We start from the raw sequence: 24,519 nt of genomic DNA, 5'->3' as shown, positions 1-24,519 counted from the left end.
TTAGTTTTTATTCTTGTCAATTTTCTATTTCAACTTCAGGTCCTGATTTAAATATTACTTTAAGCTTTTCATCATAAACTATACTTTTTTCTATCAGAAGTTAATTTGTAATTTAAAACACCGCTTACCCTTGCTATTACATTAGCATTAATAATTATATTTACATTTGCGTTCATGCAACATTTGCATTAGCAACTAAAGTTATAAGAATTAATACTACACCCCTAGACTCAATGTCGTCACCTTGTATTATTGGTTTATTCTTTTTATTTTCAATATACATAACTTAATCCTTTTTTAATTCTTAATAGATTCTAACTATTTTCTTTTTTCGCCAAAGCATTATTTACTTTATATCCAATGATGAAGTAAAATAGCATTTGCAATATAACTATGACTGTCATAGTTGAATTATTTAAACTATTACTAACTATTATTATAATATTTAATAATATAAAAAATATAGCATATATTCGCAAAAGTTTAGCTGCATACTTATGCCCATACTCCCAGTTTTCTTTTGATTTCATACTTAATGCTGTTCTAAATCCACTATACTTACTGATATTTCTATTTGCTTTATACTTATAAAAAAAAGACAAAAACAACCCCGCTATAGGTAATAAACTGATTACAATTTTTTCAAAACTCATACAAAACCCTCTAAAAATCCTAAAAGCTACTACTTTCAACACTATTATAACCTATAATCTTATTTCTTGACAATAAACAAATTACTTCACCATGGCTTGATTGGTCAGTATGGATAAAACTCCATATTCCTAAAAAGCCTAGTATAGGTAAATATGTTGATTAATTTTTTATTCTTTATTATCATAGCTACTTCACAAACAATAAACCCCTTTTATATAAATGAAGAGGAAGCCCTGCTAAGGTTTCAGCAAGAACTCTCACATATGAATATACGTTTGTTCTTTGCATGTCAGTAAATTCGTTGATATTCCTTCCAGCTATATTTCTTACAAATAAAAAAGACGATGAAGATATGCTCTCGCCATCTTTATGTTTGTCTTTCAACTTACCTGCACCTTTTTGGGTGAATATTAAATTTAAAATATTTATACTAGCAACTCCTAAAATTAGGTATAAAAATAGCACCTACTAGTGTAGACGCTAAAATCTATTTTTTTCTTTCTTCAATGAGTTTATTATACTCCTCTTCTAGTTTTTTTCTTTCCTCTTTAGGTAACTCCATTGCTAGTCTAGAACTTATGGAAGATATTCTAAAATCAAGTAATAAACTATCTCTATCCTTGCTACTCGTTGTTTTCTCTTTTTTATTTTTGTATTGTGATAAACTACCTTTAAAATTTTTGATTCTTTTATCTTCTATAATCAAAAGAGTATCTGCTAGGTTATTTATAAACTCCTCATCATGGCTTACAAATATAAATGGTCTATCATAAGATTTCAATAGATTTTCTAAACTTTCTATAGCATTTATATCTAAAAAGTTTGTCGGTTCATCAAAAATAAGATAGTTAAAATCAGAAGTTAATATTTTAGCCAATTTTACCTTGGATTTTTCTCCATCACTTAAAATACTTACAATCTTGTGGACATAATTAGTCTTAAATCCTAATCTTGCAAGAACAATTCTTGTCATTGTTTCATCATATATAGATGTATTTAATACATTTGCTAGGATATCAGCATCTTCTTCTAAAATATCACTCATTTGACTAAAATAACCTATTTTAAGATTTGGATGCACCCATACATTTTCTTGATTGAGAATCATATTTACAAGGGTGGTTTTTCCACTTCCATTTCCTCCTATAAGAGCTGTTTTTGAATTATTTTTTATTTGAAAGTTGGATTTTTCAAATAAAATCTTATTTCCAAACTCTTTATTTAGCTTTTCTCCTCTTATCAAGATTTTTGAGTGAAGTTGTTTATTATCTGGAATGGATAGTTGTATTTCTGTTCCTTCTTTAGGTTTTTCTTTTACTTCTAGTTGACCTATTCTGGATTCTACAGATTTTACTTGTTTATCTAGTTTTTTCTTGTTTTCTTGACCGCCCATCTTATGGAGCCTTGCTTCTGAGTTTCCCATCCTTTTAGGCGTGGTTCTTACTTTTGATGATTGTTCTTTTATATTGCTAGCTAAATTTTCAAGTCTTCTTTTTTTTTTATAAAATTTGAATACTCTTTTTCTTTAAACTTAAGTCTTTTCTCTCTTTCTTCAAGATAGAATTTGTAGTCTCCATTATATTCTTCAATTTTTCCGTTCTTTAATTCTAAAATCTTTTTACAAGTTTTATTTATGAAATCACGATCATGCGAAATTAGAAGATATCCAACTTTTCTTGAATTCAGCTTTTCTATAAGTTCTTCCTTTTGCTTTAAGTCTAAGTGAGATGTAGGCTCGTCGATTAATAGAAATTTAAGACTATCTGATAATAGGTCTGTTAACTTTAATCTTTGTTCTTCGCCTGGACTATAGTTGTCATTAGCCCTTAACTGTGATTTAGAGTAGATTTCATCAGAAAAGTATTTGACTTTACTATTATAATTTAACAAATAACCCAGTTCTCTATCCACTCTTACTTGACCAGTATAGTCTTTATCTAAGCCTAATATTATTCTTAAAAAAGTAGTTTTACCCGTTCCATTCTCACCTATTAAGGCTATCTTTTCATTTTTATTTATTGATAAAATATCAATTTCAAATAGCTTTCTATCTGGTAAAGTTTTTATTAAGTTTTGTATATATATCATAAATCCTCCTATGTTTTTGTGAGAGGATTTCTTTTCCTCTCTTTTCAATTCTTAATAATATTTAAATTAATCATTTTTCTTTACCTCCTGAAACTATTATATACAAGTATCTATCATAATAAATAATATTACACACACATATATATAAGACCTTACAAAAATTTATAGTTGCTGAGATTACACTATAATTTTTCCATACTTTTTAATAAAGATTTACGATGCTTAAAAAAATATATAATTGTTCAAAACAACAAATCTAAAAATCTATAATTTTTTGAATAAATTCTCTAGCACTGTTTAGCTTTTTATCTTCATTAAGATTTCCTCTTTCCAAAATAGAATAAACCCAATCTTTTTTATTTTTTTCATTAGACTTATCAAAGCTCTCAAGTTCACCCACTGGCACAATAAATAATCCTTTTTTATAAAAAATCTTTTCAATATCTAGATAAGCACAATAAGACTCCCCTTTTAACACAGAATATCCATTATTTTTTATAAATTTTCGTAATTCACCATTATTAGAATTTATGCAATTATAAATTTTATTCAATCCAGTTTCAATTTCTTCAATTTTAATATCAAATGATTTACAAAGTTGATTTAGCTGTCTTTTATCATCAATAATATCAAAATCTGGAATTGCTATCACTGGAACATTTAGAGCTCTTAGAGCTGACACCACATCTTTCATCCTTGCCTTTCCACCGCAGTGTGTGAACATAATATCTAGAGTAGAAATATGTGTGTTTTCCAAAATGGAATCAAGCATTGCTTTATAAAATAAACAATCATAATCACTTTCACAAACTACTACTTTTTTATGAAATAAACCATCAAATATATTAGAATAACGAAGTATTGGATTTCTCCATAGTTTTTGTATTTCTTCATTGCTAAGACAAAATATGTTATTGACACAATTATTTCTATTTATACGTATTACATTTGTATCTGAATTATTGGAATCTAATAATCCATTAATTACTTCTGCACTATGTGTTGAAATAAATAACTGACGATTATTTATTTCATGTCCCCCCCAACATTTTACCTATTATTCGAGCTTGCGGTGGATGCAAAAACGCTTCGGGTTCATCTATTAGTGTAATAGGAAAGTCTGAAGTAAATGCGTCAAGAATGATACTTGCAAAACTACGCATACCATCACCTTGAGAGTCAAGTAGTGGAAGACTATTAACTGTTCTATAATATATAGATTCTCCATCCCTTTCTCCTTCCCATTTAGGACGCTTTCCTACATGTAATGCAACATGAATACCATATCTTCTATTTACAATTAATTCTTGATTAAATCCTTCATAAAATAAATTAGAAATTTTGTCTTCAAGTTCATTACTATTATATAATTGATTTAAGGCATTGATTTTCTCATAACGGTTCTGACCATACAATTGTTTTGTCTTTGAAGATATCAATCTCTCCTCTGTATCTAAACGACTCACAAACATTCTGTACAAATAATATAAATTTTTACTATCCCAGTTTTCTTTAAGTTGATTATATAATAACGAATAATTTTCAAGGTAATAATAACCTTTCTCGTCTTTGCTTATCCTCCCCTTAAAAAAATTTTGATCTAGATCGCCTTTAAATTCCAAATTAAGTTTATTTACAACTATAGTATCAGAATTGCTATCATGGATTAAAGTTTCTATATCACGAAGTATTTGACTTTTCCCACAATTATTTGCTCCTGTAAAAATTACTATACTATTTGGATTCAAATCAAGTTTTGTACCATCTTTAAAATCAATAGACTTAATATAAATTGATGGTCTTTCTTTTTTATCATTTTTATTTATCCACATTATTAATTCTCCACATTCTTAAGTTTTTATGAGTTTTAATTTCTAAATCTCTGACTAATCAATAAATATTATATAAAACTTTGATTCGTTTTAATATACAGCAAGTACATAATTAATATATCAATATATCTTTCTATAAAATTCGAAATCTTTAACTAAATATTAGATGTCTATTAGATTATAAGAACAGTTTTTATTAAAAATTCACATGTAAATAAATTCCTTTCTTTTTCTAAAATTTCTTTTCTTATAATTTAGACATTTATTTGTAAAATATAATTTTATTTTTTTACAAGAAAAGCCACTGATTCTGAGTGAGCGGTATTTGGGAAAAGATTTACTAATGCTACTTTTTCCACCCTATATACTTCTTTTAGGGATTTTAAATCTCTTGCTTGGGTTGCTGGGTTGCAGGAGATATATACAAGCCTTTCTACCGGGTTTTCCTTTAAGAAGTCTACTAATTTTTCGTCAAGTCCCTTCCTTGGTGGGTCAACTATTATTTTATTTGGCAAAATTTTTTCTTCTTCCCAAAGTTTTTCTATGGCTTCCTCTGCTGCTCCTTTTATAAATCTTGCCTCAATATTATTGTTTTCTGCATTTATCCTTGCGTCATCGACGGCACTATCTACTATTTCTATTCCTATTACTTGAGCTCCACTTTTTGCAATAGATAGTGATATTGAGCCAACTCCACAATATAAGTCGTAAATTTTATCATCTGCCTTGGGCTCTAAGTACTCAATTGCTTTTTGATATAATTTTTCTGTCGCCAACCTATTTATTTGGAAAAAGGATTCTGGAGAGATTTTATAATTTATGTCCAATAATTTTTCTTCGACTGTATCCTCTCCATAAATTTTTTCAAATTCCCTGGAGTAATGAAATTTGTCTCCTCCATTGTAATTTAAATAAATTGACTTTACTCCAGCATCAATTAAATCTGGAAGGACATCCTTTATTTCCACTTCTCCATCTCTTGTTACAAGAATTAAAAGGACTTCGCCCCTATAATTTGTCCTTGTGCCTATTCGCTTTAGTTCCTTTAGTTTTTTGTATCGCCACATTATTTGTAAGACTTCATTGGCTTTATCTCTTTGCATTAGGCAGTTTTTTATGGCAACTATGTCCTTGGAATTTTTGCCATAAAGTCCAATTACGCCATCTCTAACTTGGAACTGCATATTGTTTCTGTAGTGAGTTTTTTCTGGAGAGTCAAGAACTTCATCAACCTTATTATCGAGACCTGCAATCTTTTCTAAATTCTTATTTGTGTCATCTTCCTTCCACTTTAACTCCATGTCATCAGAATAATTTAGGAAGTCGCAACCTCCACAATTTTTAAAATAAGGACAGGGGCTCTTCACTCTGTCCTTAGATTTTTTTATTGTATTTAGAATTTTTCCCTTGCAGAAATTTTTCTTTTTCTTGGTAATTAGAAATTCTACTTGGTCTCCAATGACTCCACCATCTAAAAATACTGGCAATCCATCAACTTTTGTCATGCCAAGCCCCTTGAAGTCAAAGTCAATTATTTCTCTTATAAATTTATTTTCTTCCATGTCTCAACTCTATTTTTGTATCGTAAATATTTATACTTCTATTTTTGTAGAGGTGTCCCACTGCCCTCTTATAGGCTTTTTTGCTAAGTCCAGTCAAATCCTTTATGATTTCTGGATCGGACTTGTCGCCAATTTCAAGGACGCCACCATTGTCTTCAAGTAGTTCTAAAATTAAGTCAGCATCAGCATCTATTTGCTTGTAGGCCTTTTCTCTTAAAGTCAAAGTTATAAATCCATTTTGCAAAATTCTTTGCACTCTAGCTTCAACTTCATCGCCAATTTTATAAATTCCCTTGATTTCTTCAGCAGGAATCATTCCATCATACTTGTTATCAATGGCAACAAATGCACCAGGTCTTCCCATGCTATAAATTGTTCCCTTGACTATGTCATTGACCTTGTACTTGTCATTTACTAAAAGCTTGTCCTTTATATTCATGGTAAGGGCAAGCCTGTCGCTCTTGTCGTGGTAGAGGTACAAAAGATATTCTTCGCCAACAGTAAGCCTTCCGTAACTTTCTTTGAAGGGTAAGAAAATATCCTTGCCAATGCCATTGTCCACAAAGTAACCAACCTTTGCCTTGTCAACAATCTTTAATTTTTTTAAGTCGCCAACTTGTGCATAGGGCCTTTTTAAAGTTGCTTCAAATTCTTCGTGAATATTGTAGACAAATGCTTCAACTTCGTCGCCAACCTTTAAATCCTCTCCCTCGCCCTTTGCAAGGGCAACCTTATTATTTTCATCGTCTGCTAAGAAAACTTTCTTGCCATTTTTTGATTCCACTCTTAATTTTTGTATTTTTCCTAATTCCATGCCTTCTCCTCTATTATTTCTTTTCCAATTTCCGTAGTCTTTTCGTATAAATCGTCTATTATCCCATAATCTATATTTTTTAAAACATCAATGCCATAGTAAATAAAGGCAGGATGCTTTAATAAATTCAAAAATATTTCGTAAGCCCTTCTAACTTCTTGAAGATTGTAATACTTTGTAAGGAGCATGCCAAATTTTACACACTCCTCAACTTGTGAGTCTCGCATAAGTAAAATTGAAAGGCCAACTAATTTTGATTCGTCAAATTCAATTTTTTGTAGCAAAAATGTCAAAAAATTTCTCTCTGCTTCCACTGCCCTGTGGTCCCTAAAAAAATTTTCAAATTCATCTATGGCTTGGCTATCTCTCAAATAATAATCATCCACAGCCTTATTTATCTCTCTAGTTGTTATATGATTTAATTTTTCTTCACCCTTTAAAATAGAAAGTTCGTAGCTTCCATCAGATAAATTAAAATCTTTTATTTCCTCTAATTTTTCTAAATCAAAATTATTTTCCCAAAGAATTTTATAAATTGACTTTTTCTTTTTGAATCTCTTAAATATCTTCATGTCTCTATTTTATCACAAGAGCCTAGTTTTTTATATTAGCAAAAAAATAAGAGCCTAAGCTCTTATTAATCCTCGTCCTTATCTTTGTCATTGGACGTTCCTGTTCCCGTTCCCACTACAACAACTTTGTCCTTGGGAACATAATAGGATTTTGAAATTTCTTTTTTGTCTACCACTTCGCCATTTTTTATTATTTCCTTATAAGTCTTGTAGGAGTAACCCCTTGCTCCACTTTCTCTCACAGTTGATTCTCCTTCAGGCAAAGCATCTGAATAAATTGTGTTAACACCTGGACTAACTGTACCTAGAAGTTCTGGTACAATTTTTATTTCATAGTCTCTGTCGATGCTGTTTCCCAAAATTTTGAAGTTTAATTTTTCTCCATTTGCTTCAGCTAAAATTAAAATTGGATTATTAGTATTATTTTTAAATTTTAAATCCTTGTAGCCTCTGGCAACAGCTGCATCTGTGCCAAGGTCAACATAATTGATTGGTCTTGAGTGATTGTGTCTTTCTATTATTTCCAAGTCAGATAAAACTAGAGAATTATAGAGAGTTGTGGAAACTTGACAAATTCCTCCGCCAATTCCATTTTCATATTCTCCGCCCACAATTACAGTGGCATTTTTAAAGCCAGTTTTTTCTGATATTTCTCCCACAACATCATTAAAAGAAATTTCATCGCCTGGATTTAACTTCATGTTGTTAAACTTTGATGCGGCAAGTCTTATGTTTTCTTTGCGATTTTTAATTGAAGATGAATAGTCTGTCTCAAAGTCTCCTAATTTCTTGTCGATTCCTTCATAGTAATTGGAATAAATTTTTGGCTCAGTCTTATAAACTGGAAGTTCGACTTTTTCCTCATGCAAAATGTCTAAATTGATTAATTCCTTTGCCTCATTCATATCCATATATCTTCCAATTTCTGAATCTTTTATAGTTACACTGCCGTCAGGATTTATAAGAGGATAAGCATCTAGGGGTTTTTTATAAATTTTACTTCCTATATTTAAAATTACTTCTTCCCTCTTTGAATTATTTATGTCTGGCTTTGCTAGAAAATTCTTTTTAAAAATATATCCCTTGATTATGTCAATATAGCTATAAAATAAATTGTCAGATCTGCCATAACTATAGGCTTTATTTACTGCTTCTTCCAAGTTTAACTTATAGCCAAAGTCCCTTAAGGGCACTGGCACAGTGATGTCTTCATAGGTAAAATTAACTACCTTGTTTTTTATCATCTCATCTGTAATAGCCTTTACTTCCTTTAGAGCGTCTTCCTTTGATAAACTTGACACATCTATGCCCTCAATTTTTACACCTCTGTGCATATAGGGATTGGTGTATTCTTCAGTAAAATACATTACAGAAATAAAAATCAGCATCAAAATAAGTGCAAGGGTAATCAAAATTTTTTTATTAATATTTAAAATTTTATTGCCTAAATTTTCCATAAGATTAAACCTCATAATATCTGCAAATTTTATTTATGGTGCAGCTTTCGCACTTGGGATTTCTCGCAGTGCAGCATCTTCTTCCGTGAAAAATAAATAAATGATGAGCCTTTGTCCACCTGGTCTTGTCGATTTTATTTTCAAGGGCTCTTTCTGTATCTAATACATTTTTTTCGTGGATGAAACCAATTCTATTGCTGACCCTAAAGACATGGGTATCAACTGCAATGGCAGGCACTCCAAAGGCAGTAGACGCCACTACATTGGCTGTCTTCTTGCCAACTCCAGGAAGCTTTAAAAGTTCGGAAATTGTATTGGGAACTTCGCCACCATAATCTTCCAAGATTACACAAGAGCTTGCCTTAATATTTTTTGCCTTATTTCTAAAAAGTCCGCATTCTTTTATTAGTCCCTCTAATTTTTTTATATCCATTTCAGCAAAGTCTTCTGGCCTATTATATTTTTTAAAGATCTCAGAAGTAACTTTATTTACTCTCACATCAGTGCATTGTGCAGATAAAATTGTCGCTACTAAAAGTTCAAAGGGACTTTCATGCTCAAGTTCGCAGTGGGCATCTGGGTAAGTTTCCTCTAGTATATCGAGGCATAAATCTGCCTCCTCATGAGTTAAAATATCCTTCATATTCTCCTCTATAAAATTTCTTTTTCTATATTCACAATTTCAATTTCGCTGTATGTGTTAAAAAATTGTATCACCCTTTCTAGGGTCTCATCTACAACTTTTTTGTCATTGGAAACTGTGGCAAAACCAATAAGACTCCTCTGCCACTTGTCATTTTCGCCTACTTCAGCAATTGATATATTAAATCTATTTTTTGACTTCTCGATAATACTTTTTACGACGGACCTCTTTGACTTCAATGAGTTTGCATCGTAAATAAATATTTCGCAAGTGCATATTCCTATTATCATAAATATTATTATAACATGTTTAAGAAAATCTTTTTACGAATAATTATTTTTTATTAGTATTTTACCTATTTTTATTCTATTAAATGGAAATTACATTAATTTTATGTTATATTTTAATCGCAGTAGTTACTGCAAATAAATTTTTTAGGAGGAATCATGAAAAGGATTACTTTAGTCTTAACTTTTTTTCTAGGAGTACTACTTCTAGCAGGATGTTCTAATTCAAAGGACAAGGCAGGAGATAGTGACAAAAAAGGTGAAGAAAACACACTAAGAGTAGCGATGGCTACAGAAATTGATTCGTTAGATCCCTTTAAGATGACAGCTGGAGACACAGAAACTATCATGGATCAAGTTTTTGACGGATTATTTGATGTAGACACAGATGGAAGTCTGATTCCTGATTTAGCAGAGAGTTATTCTGTCTCAGAAGACGGAAAAACCTATGACTTTAAGTTAAAGAAGGATGTATATTTCCACGACGGAAAGAAGTTTGGTGCTGAGGATGTTTTATATACCTACGACGCTATGGCAGGTTTGACATCAAAGGAACCCCTATCATCAAAATTTGCAATTATTGACAAAATTGAAGTTGTTGATGATTTAAATGTTAGAGTTCATTTAAAAGAAAGACAAAATGGTTTTATTTATTTGACACTTAGACCTATTGTGGAAAAGGATTATAAAGATAATGGAAGTAAACCAATTGGAACAGGACCTTATCAATTTGTTTCTTACACTCCAGGCGAAGGTTTAAAACTTAAAAAGTTTGAAGATTATCACAAAAAAGATCATATTGCTCATTTTGAAAATCTTGAAGTAATAAGAATTACTGACAGACAAACTATGATTATGGCTCTAAAAAATAAGGATTTAGATTTAGCCGATCGTATTTCTGCTGAAGAAGCCGATCAACTTGGCGATGCTTGTACAATTAATAATTTCCCACAAAACTTGGTTCAAGTTATGGGCTTAAATAATGACTTCAAAGCTTTCCAAGACAAAAATGTAAGACTAGCTCTTAACTATGCAATTGATAGAGACGAAATTATTGAAAGTGCAGCTGAAGGAAAGGCAACAAAATTATTCTCATCTTTTTCTCCAGCTTTAAAGGAATATTTTGAAGACTTGGGAGAATATTATCCACATGATATTGAAAAAGCAAAAGCTCTTTTGAAGGAAGCTGGCTATGAAAAGGGACTTAGCTTTAAACTAACTGTTCCAAGTGATTATAAATACCACATGAACACAGCTGAACTTATTCAAGCTCAACTTCAAAAGGTTGGTGTAGAAGTTACAATTGACCCTATTGAATTTTCATCTTGGCTAACTAAAGTTTATAAGGATAGAGATTATGAAGCAACAGTTGTAGGTTTTATTGGCTATCTTGATCCAGTTCAAATTTTAGGAAGATACACTTCTGAAAATGAAAAGAACTATATAAACTTTAAGTCTAAGGATTTCGATGCAGCCATTTCAAATGCAGAAAAAGCTTCTACAAAAGATGAAGAAATAAAAAATATTAAAGAATCTCAAAAAATTCTAGCAGAAGAAGCTGCTTCTGTATTTATTGCAGATCCAGACAACAATCAAGCACTTAGAAAGGGTTTAACTGGCTTAAACCAATACCCTATTCAAAAATTAAATCTTGAGGATGTAAAATTAGAAAATGAGTAAAATTATTTTTAAAAAGCTCATCTCTCTCTTTCTTACACTATTTTTTGTAAGTTTAATAATTTTCTTTGTATTTCAAGTTCTTCCTGGAAATCCAGCGGAAATTATTTTAGGAACAGAGGCAGATGAAGCTCAAGTTCTAGCTCTTGAAAAAGAGCTGGGACTTGATAAACCAATTTTAGTAAGATATGGAAATTGGATAAAGGACATTTTAAAACTAGACATGGGCACTTCTTTAAAATACCAAGTTCCTGTTAAGGACCTTTTTTTAAGGAAACTTCCTGTAACTTTATATTTGACATTCTTTTCCTTGTTTTTGTCACTTATAATCGCCATTCCTTTGTCAATTCAAATCACAGCAAAATCAGATAGATGGTATTCATCAATTATTACAGCTATTACACAGCTTGGCATTTCAATACCATCCTTTTGGCTTGCCTTTTTACTCATTTATGTATTTGCAGTAAAGCTTGGATGGTTTAATACTCTTTCTTACAACGCAATGAGTGGAAATTTTTTGCAAAAACTTTCTAAGTTTTTCTTGCCATCACTTGCTATTGCAATACCAAATATTGCCACAATAATAAGATATATGCAGTCAGCTATTTTAGATGAAATAAACAAGGACTATGTGAGGACTGCAAGGATGAAGGGACTACTATTAAAGGACATTTTGTATAAGCATGTACTTAGAAATGCTTTAATTCCAGTTATAACGATTATTGGCATTAGCATAACATCCAGCGTTGGAGGAAGCTTAATAGTTGAAAATGTATTTTCACTTCCTGGTATTGGTTCACTTATTGTGCAATCAATATCTTCAAGGGATTTTCCTCTCATTCAATCAGTAGTTCTTGCTGTTGCCTTTATGGTAATTTTTATAAATTTAATCGTAGACATACTCTACAAAATTGTAGATCCAAGAATAAGAGGTTAATATGATTAGAGAAAATAAACTTTCAATTAAAATCGGAAAAATAATTTTAATCCTATATCTTATAGTTTTTATAATCTCAATTTTTTGGACTCCCTACAATCCCAATGAAATTGTAACAGCTGACAAATTTTTGTCTCCTTCCCTTGAACATCTCTTTGGAACAGACAATATGGGAAGAGATATTTTGTCGAGAATCATGGAAGGAACGAAGATTACAGTTTTACTTTCTTTTGGAACTGTATTTTTTGCCTTGGTCTTTGGTTCAATAATTGGGGCATCTGCTGGATATTTTGGTGGAAATGTTGATGAAATTTTGATGCGATTTATAGATTCACTAATGGCCTTTCCTGGCATTCTATTTGCCATGATGCTCGTCTTTGTCTTTGGAGCAGGAATTCTAAACACAATTATAGCAATAGGAACTATGTCCATCCCCTACTTTGCAAGAGTTGTCAGGAGTGGTTTCTTACAAGTTAAGGAATCTGTTTTCGTGAAGTCTGCTATTGTAAAAGGTGGCAGTCCCTTCTATATTGCAAAAAATCATATTTTTCCAAATATAAAAAATCAACTTATGGTTGCAATTATACTTTCTATTTCATCTGCAATTTTATCTGAAGCAGGACTTTCCTACTTAGGTTTGGGGGTTAGACCTCCTCATCCTTCTTGGGGAAGAATGTTAAAAGAATCTCAGGCTTATTTTACTCAAGCACCTTGGTATTTTATATTTTCAGGTCTAAACCTTTCTCTTTTAGTCCTTGGCTTTACTTTGTTTGGTGAAAATTTCAGAAATAAGAGACTAAAGGAGAAAAAAGGATGAATAAATTATTAGAAGTCAAGGACTTAACAGTTGCCTTCGAAATAAATGGAGAGTTAAAAAATGCTGTAAACCACATAAGTTTTGATCTATACGAAAAAGATTTTGTAGGTCTAGTTGGTGAAAGCGGCTGCGGCAAAACTGTTGCTACACAAACTATTTTGGGAATACAAAGTCTTGATGCTCACATTTTGTCTGGCTCCTGTAAATTAAAAGATGTTGAAGTTTTAAATATGTCTGAAAAAGAGTGGCAAAAATATAGGGCTAGATCTATTTCCACAATTTTTCAAGAACCAGGATCTGCTCTTAATCCACTTCAAAAAGTTGGCAAACAAATTGAGGAAATTTTAGAAATTCATTATGACTTTCCCAAGGAAAAGAATAAAAAAATTGTCATTGAAACTATGGAAAAATGTGGTTTGAGAGATAGTGAAGCAGTTTACAATAAGTACCCTCATGAATTATCTGGCGGTATGCAACAGAGGATCGTAATTGCAATGAGTCTTATTGCCAACCCCTATGTCTTAATAGCTGATGAACCAACTACAGCACTAGATGCAAATATTGGAAAGCAAATTATTGAACTTTTTGAAGACATCAGTAAACTTTACAATGGTGCAATTCTTTTTATTTCTCACGATTTAAATTTGATTGAGAGAATTTCTAAAAGAGTTTTAGTTATGTATGCTGGAAGGATTGTAGAAAGCGCAGACACTCCTGAGCTAATAAAAAATCCTCTGCATCCTTATACAAAGGCCTTAATAAAAGCTGTTCCTTCTTATAAAAAAAGAGGCGAAAAGCTTTACAACATCAGAGGAAAGGTCCCTGCACTTAAAAATAGAAGCAATGAGGCTTGTCCTTTCTGGGATAGGTGTGACTTTACAAAGGAAATTTGCAAGGAAAAATTCCCTGAAAGTACAAATTTCAATGGACACATAGTGCACTGTCATTTATTTGGAGATGAAAATGGAAGAAATACTAAAGATTGAAAATATTGGAAAAATTTATAAATCTTCTTCTCTATTATTTAGGAAAAAAGAAAATGTTGCCTTAAAAGACATCAGTTTTTCCATTTACAAGGGTGAAATTTTTGGTCTAGTTGGTGAAAGTGGCTCAGGCAAAACCACACTTGCAAATATTATTTTAAGGCTAATAAAAGCCGACCAAGGAAAAGTATTTTTTAAGGGTAAAGATATTTCAAATTTTTCTAAAGAAGAGCTCTTTAAGTACAGAAAAGAGCTGCAAGTGGTATTTCAAAATCCCTATTCAGCTTTAAATCCAAAGAAGACAATAGGATTTGCCTTAAAGGAAATTTTAAATATTCACAATCTATATAGTGAAGAAGAAAAAAACCAAAGAGTTTCAAAAGTTTTAAGAGATATTGAACTAGAAGAAGATATTTTAAATCAATACCCTGGCAGTTTGTCTGGTGGTCAAAAGCAAAGAATTGCCATAGGTCAAGCTCTTATAATTGATCCAGAGTTTTTAATCATTGACGAGGGCGTTTCGGCACTAGATGTGAGTATCCAGGCACAAATTTTAAATTTGATAAAATCTTTGCAAGAAGAATATAATTTTACTTGTCTATTTATTTCTCACGACTTAAATGTCATCTCTTACCTGTGCGATAGAATTGGCGTCCTCTACAAGGGCGAACTTGTGGACTTATTTGAGACAGAAGAATTGAGAAATCCAGATAGAAATGAATACACTAAAAAATTATTTTCTTCAATAAAACTTGATTAAGATTTAAAAATAAGCTGTAAATAACTTTTGTTACTTACAGCTTTCTTTTATTTTAAAATTTCTCTTAATTCTTTATTATTTTTTTGTCTTATTTTATTTATTTCTCTTCTAGCTTCGTAGCCTTCAATTATTTTTTTCTCTTCAAGAGTCTCTCCAATAATTCCTGGGATTTTTCCTGGATCAGTCCCCTTGCACTTAAAAGTCAAAAAGCAAAAAGCTGCTACTTCTGTTTCACCTGTCATGGGCGCTTCCTTGGTAAACTTGGTAAAAACTTCAACAGAAGAATTTCCCACTCCAGAAATAAATGTTGTTGCAGTTAAAAAGTCTCCTTGATTAATTGGCTTTAAGAAAGTCAAATTGTCACAAGAAATTGTTGCAACCCTTCCCCTAGTGTGTCTTATGGCGCAAGTTCCAGAGCTGTGGTCAGCAATCTCAAAGAGTCTTGGTCCGTACATGGTGCCGCCAGTGTTTAAATCTGTTGGCATTACTCCATACGTAAAAATTACTTTTGAATCTGAAACTTTTTTAGGATTAATATAGGTATTTTGCAACTTCAGCACCTAATCTCGCATTATTTTTTACAAGGGCAATATTTGCTTCAAGAGACTTACCTTCAGTAACTTCAAGAACTTTTGAAAGTAAGAAAGGAGTTGTTTCTTTGCCGTGAATTCCCTTTTCTTCTGCTTCAACTAAAGCTTTTTCTATTGCAGTATTAATTTTTTCTTCATCCATGGAATCACTTTCAGGAATTGGATTTGTAAGAAGGATGCCACCTTGAAGTCCTAATTCCCATTGAGTCTTAGCTACTTCTGCTGCTTCCTTTGGATTTTTTATATTGTAGTCAACCTTAAATTCGCTTTTTCTTGTAAAGAAAGCTGGCATATAATCTGTTTGATATCCAAATACTGGCACGCCCTTAGTTTCAAGGTATTCAAGAGTAAGTCCAATGTCAAGAATTGACTTGCAACCTGCACAAACAATCATAATGTCATTTGCTGCTAATTCTTCAAGGTCTCTTGATATGTCAAAAGTTACTTCAGCATGTCTGTGAACGCCACCAAGTCCTCCAGTTACGAAGATTTTAATTCCGGCAAGTCTTGATGCAATAATTGTTGATGCAACTGTTGTAGCTCCATTTAGACCTTGAGAAACTATATAGGCAAAGTCCCTTCTTGATGCCTTTATGATGTCCTTTGATGTCGCCATAAATTCTAACTCTTCATTAGAAAGACCAATTTTAATTTTTCCGCCGATAATTGCAGTTGTCGCAGGAACAGCTCCATTTTCTCTAATGATTTCTTCACAAGCCTTAGCTGTTTCAATGTTTTGTGGATAAGGCATGCCGTGAGAAATAATTGTAGATTCAAGGGCAACTATTGGTTTTCCCTCTTCCATTGCTTTTTTAACTTCGTCGCTATACTCAACATATTTTTTTAACATTTCATTACTAATCATAAAATCTCTCCCTTTAAATTATTTTCATTCATGTCCTTGGAACATGAATCAGCACTTTTTAGTGCAATCCTTGCAGCAGCTTCAGCCGCCTTCATTCTCTTATCTATATCAAAATCGTTATAAAGACCATAGGCATAGCCAGCCATAAAGGCATCTCCTGCTCCACTGGCATTTACAACGTCAACTTCTTTTGGCTTTCTCATCATTTTAAAATCTTTTTCAAAATAAAAGGCGCCCTTGCCTCCAGCAGTAATGACAAGACTTTCTAGGCCCTTTGCTATTAAGTCTTCTCCAAGTCTATCAATGTTTTCTGTTTCAAGACCTGTTAGAGCTTGAGCCTCGTAAATATTTACCTTTAAGAAATGAATTTTATCCAATAAATTTCTTATTTTCATTACCTTTTTCGTGGAAACTCCGTCAATTAAAAACTTTCCCTTTAAATTTTTTAGGACATAGTCCAAAGTTTTTTCTTCAAGATTTGTATCCATTATTGTAAATTCTGCATTTTCAATAATTTTTTTGTTCCTATCAATATAGTCCGCATCAATATTTTTTAGGAGATCCATGTCAGAAATTGCCACAAACATATCCTTGTCCTCATCTAAAATTGCAAGATAATGAGGAGTTATCCCCTCTGCAAATAAAATTTTGGAAGTATCTACATTAATCCTATTTAGCTCAGCTAAAATGTTTTTGCCAGCATCATCCTTACCCAAAACTGATAGAAAAGTTGTGTTGACATCAAGCCTTGCCAAATTTTCGCAAATATTTCTTCCAACGCCGCCGCTAGAATATTCAATTTTCCCTGGATTTGAATCTCTGCCCCTTAAATTGTCAAAGGAGTAACCAGTGATGTCCATGTTGCAGCCACCAAGGACTGCCACATAGGAGTCTTCCCTAAGTATATATCCCCTACCTAAAATATATCCAGATGTCATTAGGTTATTGATGTGAGTGGAGACACCAGACCTTGTTATCTTTAATTCATCAGCAATTTCTTGTTGCGAGATTCCAGGATTTTTCTTCAAAAGATTTATAATTTCTTTTTCTCTTGGAGTCAAAAAAATCACCTCTAATCATTTAATTAAATTTTAATCAAATGATTAGAGGCTGTCAAGACTTTATAAAAATTTTTCTTGGTTTTCTTTTAACTTATCTTCTGCCCTAGCGACTCTATAGCAGGACCTGCAAAGTGGTTCGTACTCTTCCACTGCTCCCAGCTCAACTCTCTTGTCGCTCTTGATTTTTCTGTGAGACACCCAGGCATCTGTGCCGCATCTCTTGCAAACGGCGTGATGCTTGTTTAGGTAGTCCACCTTTGGCATTATTTCTTTTACTATTTCAAAGGGCTCTGCCATGTAGTCCATGTCCAGACCTGCCATGACAATAGTAATTCCCATCTCAAGAATCTTTTCCAAATCTTCAAGAACAAGGGCTGGCTCGTCCTTTAAAAATTGCACTTCGTCTATGCCAATAACTTCTGGAGAATTTTTCTCTACGAAATCTAAAATTTCTTCTACAGATTCAACTTCAACTGCCTTAAAAGAAATTTTATCGTGAGTTACAATTTCTTCTCTGGAATACCTCTTGTCAATCTTTGGCTTAAAGGCAACTGTCTTGTAATTTGCAATGGAAAATCTCTTTAGGTCCTTTTCAAGAGAGCTAGTCTTCCCAGAAAACATGGACCCAGTGTGTAAAATCATTCTTCCTTTATATTGATGCATAATTTTATCCTTGATAGTCTCTTACAAGAGCTTCTTCAATTACAATGTCAAAGACAGGTTTATCCATAAAGCCAACCTTGGACTTAGCAATGTCATCAACTACATCCATTCCTTCAAAAACTTGTCCGAAAACAGTGTGCTTACCATCTAGCCAAAAAGCACCGCCAACTTCTTCATAGGCATCAACAATTTCTTCTGGATAGCCTCTATCTTCGCCTGCATCTCTCATTTGAGATAAAATGTCCTCACTTAGTTTATCTCCTTGCACAATGAAAAATTGTGAGCCATTAGTATTTGGTCCGGCATTTGCCATGGAAAGTGCTCCTCTAAAGTTTCTGAAATTTAAATTAAATTCGTCTTTAAAGGGTTTTTTCCACTTGCTTTCGCCGCCGCGACCAGTTCCAGAGGGGTCCCCACCTTGAATCATGAAGTTTTCAATTACCCTGTGGAAGATTATTCCGTCATAATATTTATCTTCAATTAGTGAAATGAAATTTTCAACAGCAAGAGGTGCTGCTTCTTCAAATAATCTAATTTTTATATCGCCCTTATTAGTTTTTAATACTGCAATTTTTTCTCCTACTGCAGGTTTTTCAAATTGTTTTAACATTCTTTCTCCTTTCAAACATAGGTCTTCATATTTATTTTAAAGCCATCTGTCTTATTACGCAAATAATAATATATTAAAGTTAAAAATATTCCCTTTAGGACTGAGGATAAACTCATGGCTATCCAAATGCCATTAGCTGCAAAAATTGGCATCAGAATCAGGGCAAGAGGTATCCTTGATATGTTTAATATCATGGCATTTATGGCAGGATATTTTGTGAGTCCCAGACCATTTAACATGCCAGTTGTACCAATTTCAAGTGTCATAAAATATTGTGAAATTGAAACGATTTTTAGGTAATCTATTCCCTTTATAATTGCCTCTGGATCTCTTGGTATAAAAAGTGTAAATAAGTTTTCGGCAAAGAAAAATAATAAAAGTGAAGTTGAAATTCCAATAATATTAATTATTTTCATTGCCTCTCTCCTACCATGATGGAGTCTCTCATAATTTTTTGCACCAAAATTTTGACCAAAGAAGGCAGAAAAGGCCACAGAAAATCCGTCAGCAGTCATCCAAGATATGGATTCGATTTGTGAACCAATGGAGTAGACTGCAATATAAAGAGCTCCAAAGCTTGCAATATACTTGTTTAAAACCATGCCAACCATGGCGTGAATCAAAGATTGCAGTGAGGCAGGAAATCCCAAGTCTAAAATTGATTTAAAGTACTCCTTGTGAGGAATTTCAAAATAATTTGTTCTCACAAAAATTTCTCTTTCCTTATAGCCCACATAGATGTAGAGAAGCGTTGAAACCATTTGTGCAAATACAGTTGCAAGAGCAGCCCCCCTTATGCCAAGTTTTGGAAAAAAGGAAAGACCAAAAATCAAAAAGGGGTCCAATATTAAATTTATAAGAAGTGAAATTATTGAAATTTTAAAGGGTGTTATGGAATTTCCCTTGGCGAAAAATGCAGCAGAGAGAACTGGATTTAAAAAAGTAAAGATTAGGCCTACACTTACAATTAAAAGATAGTCGGCTGCCATTTTGTGGACGTCACTATCAAGATTATAAATTCCAATTATTTTATTTCTCATGGAAATATATAAAATAGTTAAAGTTAGGCAAAAAATTAAATTTAAAATAAATCCAGAGACCCAAACTTCCCTTGCACTATCCCTATCTCCTCTTCCATAGGATTGCGAAAGTCCAACAGAAATTCCAGTTTTTGCAATGAGAGTGACGGACTGGGCAATCCAAACTAGAAAGGAACAAGTCCCCACGGCAGCAACTGCTCCTGTGGAAAGTCTTCCAAGCCACATTAAATCAACTAAGGAATATGCCATCTGCACAAAGGCAGTGCCCATTAGGGGCAACGCCATCTTTAACAGTGCAGAAAAAATATCTCCCTTTAATAAATTGACTCCTCTCATTTATCAACAGTCGCCTTGGTCAGTAATTATTATGGGTCCGTCCTTTGTTATGGCAAGTTGGTGTTCGTATTGGGCAGAGAGAGAGCCATCAGCCGTTCTTGCTGTCCAACCATTATCGTCAATTGTAAGCTCCTTCTTGCCCATGTTAATCATTGGCTCAATAGTAAATACCATTCCCTCTTGAAGTCTAAGTCCGCGACCAGCCTTTCCATAGTGAAGGACTTGTGGATCTTCATGCATCTCTTGACCAATGCCGTGACCTACAAACTCTCTTACAACAGAATAACCATTTTCTTCTGCGTGTTTTTGAACTGCAGCTCCAATGTCTCCAAGCCTATTGCCTATTACTGCCTTTTCAATTCCCTTGTACATACATTCACGAGTTACTCGCAAAAGTTTTTTTGCTTCCTCTGAAACTTCGCCCACTTCATAGGACCAGGCAGAGTCAGCTAGCCATCCGTCAACATTTACAACCATGTCAACAGTAATTATATCTCCATCTTTAAGGACATATTCAGATGGAAAGCCGTGACAAATTTCATCATTTACTGATGCACAAATTGAATAAGGATAGCCTTCATAGCCCTTTTGCTCAGGATAGGCTCCTCTTTCCTTTAAATAATTTTCCACAAATCTATCAATTTCAATAGTTTTTACACCAGGTTTAATAAAATCTCTAAGCTTGTGATGCACATCAGATAAAACTTTTCCTGCAACTTGCATCTTTTTTATTTCGTCTTCTGTCTTAATAATAATCATTTTAACTCCTTTACAAGATGACGTAAATCATCGTCCGTCTTTGCCCATTCATAGGCATCTTTATTTATTTCTATTGCTATTTTTAATTCTTCCCTTGCCCTTTTATCATCTCCTAAGAGAGAAAAGGAGCAAGCCTTATTATAATGTAGATTTACAGAATTTGGAAAATCCAAAAGTCCTCTATCTAAAATATTTATAGCAGATTTATAATTTTTTTCTTCAATATATACTGCAGACATATTTAAAAATAAAAAGGGGTCTTCAAACTTTTCTATTGCCTCATAATAATATTTTAGAGCCAAGTCATTGTCACCCTTCTTTTTTGAGAGAACGCCCATATTGTAAAGGGCTCTGCCATAATCTGGCTTTATCTCAAGAGATTTTTTTACAAATTTTTCTGCCAGATCATTTTTATTTTCTATTTCATAAATTGAGCCTAAATCATTATAAGTTACAAAATCGTACTGATCTATGGCGAGAACCTTTTTAAATTCTTCTATGGCAAGGTCCGTATCACCAATCTTGTCATAGGCATGAGCCAGATAATAATGAGCTCTGTCATAATCTTCATCAAGTTCAATTGCCTTTTTATAATTTTTTATTGAATAAGATATATCTCCCTTGGAAAAATCATTGGTGATGGCAAGACCATAGTAGGCTCCAGCCATTTCCCTTAGGCTCAAAATATTTTCAAAATAAATTTTTGCCTCCCTATAATTTTCTTTTTTAAGATATATGTCAGATAACTCAAAATAGACAGAGATTTTTTCATCAAGATCTTCTTCTCTTGTAAACTTCAAAGATTTAAGTAACAAATCCTCTGCCTTGTCCCAGTCTTCTTCTAACAAAAACTCTTCTGCTAAAATTAAATAATTTTTAAATTTTAAGTCCATAAAAACCTCAATTCTTATTATATTATATAGTATTTTTTATAAATTCAAAGTCATGGAAATAATTTTTAAAAAAATATATAATGTATTAGGTGATTTATTGTAATGAGACGATTTTTATCCTTTAATGATTTTTTTCGTGAATATTTTTCTGGCAAAAGCGTAAAACTTTCTCTGGACGGTGGCTTTTCCTGCCCCAATAGAGATGGCAGGCTTTCAAATATTGGATGCATCTTTTGCTCTGATGAGGGCAGTGGAGAATTTGCCGGCTCAAAAAATTTTTCCATAGCCCAGCAAATTGATTCTCAAAAAATATTTCTTGAGAAAAAATGGAAGGCAAAGAATTATATTGCCTACTTTCAAAATTTTACCAACACCTACGGCTCTCTTGAGTCTTTAAAAAATATTTACGATGAAGTCGTAGATAGAGATGACATAGTTGGAGTATCAATTGCAACTCGCTGCGACTGTCTCGATGATGAAAAGATAAAATATTTAAAGGACCTTTCCCACAAAAAGACACTTTGGCTAGAACTCGGAATGCAAAGTGTAAAGGAAGATACAATTAAGCTAATAAATCGCGGTTACTCCCACAAAGTTTTTGATGAAACTGTAAATAAATTAAAGGAAGAAAACTTACTATTTTTAATTCACGCAATTTTTGGACTTCCCTTTGAAGACCAAGAGGACTTTAAAAATACAATTAAATACATAAAAGAAGTTGCACCCTTTGGAGTAAAATTTCACAACTTATATATTTTAAAGGACTCACCAATACATGAACTCTACAATAATAAAAAATTTAAAATTTTATCAAGAGAAGAATATATTGACACAATCCTTTATGCCTTAGAAAATATTGACGATAAAACTGTAGTCCACAGAATAACTGGCGATCCACCAAAGAAAAAACTTTTTGAGCCTCTTTGGTGTGCCGACAAACTTTCTGTTATTTCTGAAATTGATAAAAAATTAAAGGAAAAGAATAAAGATATTGTCACTGAAGAAAAAATAAAAGAAATTGCAGACTATTGGAAAAGTAAAGATATGGCTTTTTCTCAGAAGGCTTAAAAAATACTTATCTCTAGTGTATAATGTTAGATAAGGCGAAAAATAGATTATAAAGGAGAAACATGAAAAATATTTCTAAAGATATTATAAAAAAATTAAATGTAAAATTTGTAATTCTCGGCTCTGACGAAAATGCCTATGGAATTGCCCGCATCTTAAATGACAATTACGGCTTGATTTCCACAGTTTTTTGTCAAAAAGCTCTTCCTGCCACAGATAAGTCTCGCATCTTAGATAGAAAAATCATCGAAAATTTTTCTGATGACAAAGTTTTTGTATCTGAAATGGTGAAATTTGCTGAAGAAAATAAGGATGCAACTTTAATAACAATTCCTTGCGGCGACGAATATTCAAAACTTCTTTCCAACAACAAGGAAAAGATAAAAAAATATTACAAGTTCAACACGCCTTCAAGTGATTTAAACGCAAGGCTTGAAAATAAAATTGACTTTTATAAGTCTTGCCAAGAGCTGGGCATCCCCTATCCAAAATATGCTATTATAAATTCTTCAAAGGAAATTGAAGGACTTGATTTACAGTTTCCACTTATACTTAAACCTAACGACTCCATCTCTTATGTAAAATTGTCCTTCCCAAATAAGTACAAGGTCTACACAATTTACAGCTACGAAGAGCTAGAATCCGTTGTAAAAACTATTTACGACGACAATCACTACGAGGGCACAATGCTGGTCCAAGAATACATTCCTGGCCCTGCATCAAACCAAGCTTCCTTTAATGTTTACTGCGACAAGACTGGCAAGGTGCGAATGATGGTTTACGGACAAATTCTTCTTGCCGACCCACTTCCACTTAGAATTGGAAATAACGATGCAATTTATACGAAGTACATGCCAGAACTTTTTAAATTTTACAAAGAAAAACTTGAATCCATTGGCTACACTGGTTACTCAAATATAGATTTAAAATATGACGCAAGAGATAACACTTACAAGGCCTTTGAAATGAACTTGAGACTTCCACAAAGTCATTACTTCATGGCTGCTGGTGGCGTTAATGTATTAGACTTTTATATAAGAGACCTTTTAGATTTAGGTTTTGAAGAAGAAGTCTACTACCATAAAGAAACATCAAAAATTTGGATGAATGCCCATCCAAAACTTTTAAAAGAGTACACAAATGAAAAGTACCACAAGACCATTGATGAGCTTCTTAGAAATGGCTACGAATTTACAATTAACAACAAGAAGGACTTTAGCATTAGTCGAAAAATAACTTATCTAAAGAGAAAGTATGGCTCAATAAAACACTACAAGATGTACTATAAATTAGAAAAATAAAATATAGGAGCATTAAAAAAACCAGTTTTCACAGAACTGGTTTTTGCTATTTAATCTTAAATTGTAATCAATCTCTCGACTGAATTATAAAGGCTGAACCGTAATTTATAATTACTTTCGCCTTGTCGCCAAGCATAACATTACTCACAGCCCTACTTGGATTCATAGCATTTATTTCAAGGTCTTTCACTTCATAGTAAAGTCCCTCAGTTGTGAAGCTCATTTTATCGCCTGCATTTATTAGGGAAAA

Annotated in this window: 27 protein-coding genes and 1 pseudogene; 7 read left to right on the top strand and 21 right to left on the bottom strand. The window is 32.5% G+C overall.

Annotated features, from left to right (window positions below):
• Positions 1 to 314 precede the first annotated feature (314 nt).
• The 12 genes from HMPREF2801_RS04255 to HMPREF2801_RS04205 all read right to left on the bottom strand — a co-directional run bounded on the left by HMPREF2801_RS04255 (position 315) and on the right by HMPREF2801_RS04205 (position 9,912).
• Positions 315 to 653 carry an SdpI family protein gene (locus HMPREF2801_RS04255; protein WP_070610705.1) on the bottom strand — a complete coding sequence of 113 codons (339 nt, stop codon included), beginning with the start codon at positions 651 to 653 and terminating at the stop codon, positions 315 to 317.
• 187 nt (positions 654 to 840) lie between these two features.
• Entirely contained in the window at positions 841 to 1,038 is a 198-nt protein-coding gene (locus HMPREF2801_RS04250) for a hypothetical protein (RefSeq protein WP_070610704.1), read from the bottom strand.
• A 103-nt stretch (positions 1,039 to 1,141) separates the two neighbouring features.
• Complete coding sequence (locus HMPREF2801_RS09455) at positions 1,142 to 2,047, bottom strand: ATP-binding cassette domain-containing protein (protein ID WP_246829972.1); 906 nt, start codon at positions 2,045 to 2,047, stop codon at positions 1,142 to 1,144.
• A gap of 80 nt (positions 2,048 to 2,127) precedes the next feature.
• Complete coding sequence (locus tag HMPREF2801_RS09450; RefSeq protein WP_246829971.1) at positions 2,128 to 2,742, bottom strand: ATP-binding cassette domain-containing protein; 615 nt, start codon at positions 2,740 to 2,742, stop codon at positions 2,128 to 2,130.
• A gap of 256 nt (positions 2,743 to 2,998) precedes the next feature.
• Positions 2,999 to 3,586, bottom strand: coding sequence for a TOPRIM nucleotidyl transferase/hydrolase domain-containing protein (locus HMPREF2801_RS04240; protein WP_371327450.1), 588 nt, complete (start codon positions 3,584 to 3,586; stop codon positions 2,999 to 3,001).
• A 187-nt stretch (positions 3,587 to 3,773) separates the two neighbouring features.
• A complete protein-coding gene (locus HMPREF2801_RS04235) occupies positions 3,774 to 4,574 on the bottom strand; it encodes an OLD family protein (RefSeq protein ID WP_070610702.1) in 801 nt (266 codons plus the stop codon).
• A 281-nt stretch (positions 4,575 to 4,855) separates the two neighbouring features.
• Positions 4,856 to 6,136, bottom strand: coding sequence for a 23S rRNA (uracil(1939)-C(5))-methyltransferase RlmD (gene rlmD / locus HMPREF2801_RS04230; protein WP_070610701.1), 1,281 nt, complete (start codon positions 6,134 to 6,136; stop codon positions 4,856 to 4,858).
• A complete protein-coding gene (locus HMPREF2801_RS04225) occupies positions 6,123 to 6,950 on the bottom strand; it encodes a CvfB family protein (protein ID WP_070610700.1) in 828 nt (275 codons plus the stop codon). Before HMPREF2801_RS04225 ends, rlmD begins: the two co-directional genes overlap by 14 nt.
• Positions 6,941 to 7,522 (bottom strand): hypothetical protein, encoded by a 582-nt coding sequence (locus tag HMPREF2801_RS04220; RefSeq protein ID WP_070610699.1) that lies wholly within the window; start codon positions 7,520 to 7,522, stop codon positions 6,941 to 6,943. Before HMPREF2801_RS04220 ends, HMPREF2801_RS04225 begins: the two co-directional genes overlap by 10 nt.
• Before the next feature lie 65 nt (positions 7,523 to 7,587).
• A complete protein-coding gene (locus HMPREF2801_RS04215; RefSeq protein ID WP_070610698.1) occupies positions 7,588 to 8,979 on the bottom strand; it encodes a VanW family protein in 1,392 nt (463 codons plus the stop codon).
• Positions 8,980 to 8,983: 4 nt separating this feature from the next.
• On the bottom strand, positions 8,984 to 9,622 hold the full coding sequence (gene nth, locus HMPREF2801_RS04210; protein WP_070610697.1) for an endonuclease III: 639 nt from the start codon (positions 9,620 to 9,622) through the stop codon (positions 8,984 to 8,986).
• An 8-nt stretch (positions 9,623 to 9,630) separates the two neighbouring features.
• Positions 9,631 to 9,912, bottom strand: a complete 282-nt coding sequence (locus HMPREF2801_RS04205) for a DUF503 domain-containing protein (RefSeq protein ID WP_070610696.1) — start codon at positions 9,910 to 9,912, stop codon at positions 9,631 to 9,633.
• 156 nt (positions 9,913 to 10,068) lie between these two features.
• On the opposite strand from HMPREF2801_RS04205, the gene HMPREF2801_RS04200 reads away from it, so the two are divergent.
• From HMPREF2801_RS04200 to HMPREF2801_RS04180, 5 genes are read left to right on the top strand one after another with little or no spacing between them, the layout of a single operon-like run.
• Complete coding sequence (locus tag HMPREF2801_RS04200; RefSeq protein ID WP_070610695.1) at positions 10,069 to 11,589, top strand: ABC transporter substrate-binding protein; 1,521 nt, start codon at positions 10,069 to 10,071, stop codon at positions 11,587 to 11,589.
• On the top strand, positions 11,582 to 12,523 hold the full coding sequence (locus HMPREF2801_RS04195) for an ABC transporter permease (RefSeq protein WP_070610694.1): 942 nt from the start codon (positions 11,582 to 11,584) through the stop codon (positions 12,521 to 12,523). The genes HMPREF2801_RS04200 and HMPREF2801_RS04195 overlap by 8 nt, the downstream gene beginning before the upstream one ends.
• Position 12,524: 1 nt before the next feature.
• The gene (locus tag HMPREF2801_RS04190; protein WP_083303707.1) at positions 12,525 to 13,340 is read left to right on the top strand and encodes an ABC transporter permease; all 816 of its coding nucleotides are present in this window, start codon (positions 12,525 to 12,527) and stop codon (positions 13,338 to 13,340) included.
• Entirely contained in the window at positions 13,337 to 14,326 is a 990-nt protein-coding gene (locus HMPREF2801_RS04185) for an ABC transporter ATP-binding protein (protein ID WP_070610693.1), read from the top strand. The genes HMPREF2801_RS04190 and HMPREF2801_RS04185 overlap by 4 nt, the downstream gene beginning before the upstream one ends.
• Positions 14,304 to 15,083 (top strand): ABC transporter ATP-binding protein, encoded by a 780-nt coding sequence (locus tag HMPREF2801_RS04180; RefSeq protein ID WP_070610692.1) that lies wholly within the window; start codon positions 14,304 to 14,306, stop codon positions 15,081 to 15,083. Before HMPREF2801_RS04185 ends, HMPREF2801_RS04180 begins: the two co-directional genes overlap by 23 nt.
• A 47-nt stretch (positions 15,084 to 15,130) precedes the next feature.
• On the opposite strand, the gene HMPREF2801_RS04175 is transcribed toward HMPREF2801_RS04180, so the two are convergent.
• Genes HMPREF2801_RS04175 through HMPREF2801_RS04140 form a run of 8 tightly spaced genes read right to left on the bottom strand, consistent with a single transcriptional unit; the run spans position 15,131 to position 21,900 of the window.
• Positions 15,131 to 15,643 carry an acyl-CoA thioesterase gene (locus HMPREF2801_RS04175; RefSeq protein ID WP_246829970.1) on the bottom strand — a complete coding sequence of 171 codons (513 nt, stop codon included), beginning with the start codon at positions 15,641 to 15,643 and terminating at the stop codon, positions 15,131 to 15,133.
• Positions 15,615 to 16,538 carry a pseudouridine-5'-phosphate glycosidase gene (locus HMPREF2801_RS04170; protein WP_070610691.1) on the bottom strand — a complete coding sequence of 308 codons (924 nt, stop codon included), beginning with the start codon at positions 16,536 to 16,538 and terminating at the stop codon, positions 15,615 to 15,617. Before HMPREF2801_RS04170 ends, HMPREF2801_RS04175 begins: the two co-directional genes overlap by 29 nt.
• The gene (locus HMPREF2801_RS04165; protein ID WP_246829969.1) at positions 16,535 to 17,608 is read right to left on the bottom strand and encodes a carbohydrate kinase; all 1,074 of its coding nucleotides are present in this window, start codon (positions 17,606 to 17,608) and stop codon (positions 16,535 to 16,537) included. Before HMPREF2801_RS04165 ends, HMPREF2801_RS04170 begins: the two co-directional genes overlap by 4 nt.
• 51 nt (positions 17,609 to 17,659) lie before the next feature.
• Positions 17,660 to 18,262 (bottom strand): thymidine kinase, encoded by a 603-nt coding sequence (locus HMPREF2801_RS04160; protein ID WP_070610689.1) that lies wholly within the window; start codon positions 18,260 to 18,262, stop codon positions 17,660 to 17,662.
• Between the two features lie 4 nt (positions 18,263 to 18,266).
• On the bottom strand, positions 18,267 to 18,872 hold the full coding sequence (locus HMPREF2801_RS04155; protein ID WP_070610688.1) for a peptidylprolyl isomerase: 606 nt from the start codon (positions 18,870 to 18,872) through the stop codon (positions 18,267 to 18,269).
• Positions 18,873 to 18,883: 11 nt separating this feature from the next.
• Positions 18,884 to 20,248, bottom strand: a complete 1,365-nt coding sequence (locus HMPREF2801_RS04150; protein WP_070610687.1) for an MATE family efflux transporter — start codon at positions 20,246 to 20,248, stop codon at positions 18,884 to 18,886.
• Between the two features lie 3 nt (positions 20,249 to 20,251).
• Positions 20,252 to 21,007: a type I methionyl aminopeptidase gene (map, locus tag HMPREF2801_RS04145; protein ID WP_019124328.1), complete on the bottom strand. Its 756-nt coding sequence runs from the start codon at positions 21,005 to 21,007 to the stop codon at positions 20,252 to 20,254.
• Positions 21,004 to 21,900 (bottom strand): tetratricopeptide repeat protein, encoded by an 897-nt coding sequence (locus tag HMPREF2801_RS04140; protein ID WP_070610686.1) that lies wholly within the window; start codon positions 21,898 to 21,900, stop codon positions 21,004 to 21,006. Before HMPREF2801_RS04140 ends, map begins: the two co-directional genes overlap by 4 nt.
• 102 nt (positions 21,901 to 22,002) lie before the next feature.
• Between HMPREF2801_RS04140 and HMPREF2801_RS04135 the strand changes: the two genes are divergently transcribed.
• The gene (locus HMPREF2801_RS04135; RefSeq protein WP_070610685.1) at positions 22,003 to 22,968 is read left to right on the top strand and encodes a tRNA modification radical SAM protein MnmL/YtqA; all 966 of its coding nucleotides are present in this window, start codon (positions 22,003 to 22,005) and stop codon (positions 22,966 to 22,968) included.
• Between the two features lie 62 nt (positions 22,969 to 23,030).
• Positions 23,031 to 24,269: a carboxylate--amine ligase gene (locus tag HMPREF2801_RS04130; protein WP_070610684.1), complete on the top strand. Its 1,239-nt coding sequence runs from the start codon at positions 23,031 to 23,033 to the stop codon at positions 24,267 to 24,269.
• Positions 24,270 to 24,336: 67 nt separating this feature from the next.
• Here HMPREF2801_RS04130 and HMPREF2801_RS04125 read toward each other — a convergent pair.
• Positions 24,337 to 24,519 (bottom strand): annotated as a pseudogene (locus tag HMPREF2801_RS04125) (thiamine diphosphokinase); the annotation flags it as partial.

Source organism: Peptoniphilus sp. HMSC062D09 (assembly GCF_001811425.1).
Taxonomy (GTDB): Bacteria; Bacillota; Clostridia; order Tissierellales; family Peptoniphilaceae; genus Peptoniphilus_A.
The sequence above is the reverse complement of the archived record's forward strand: the minus strand, read 5'-3'. Positions and strand labels throughout refer to the sequence as shown.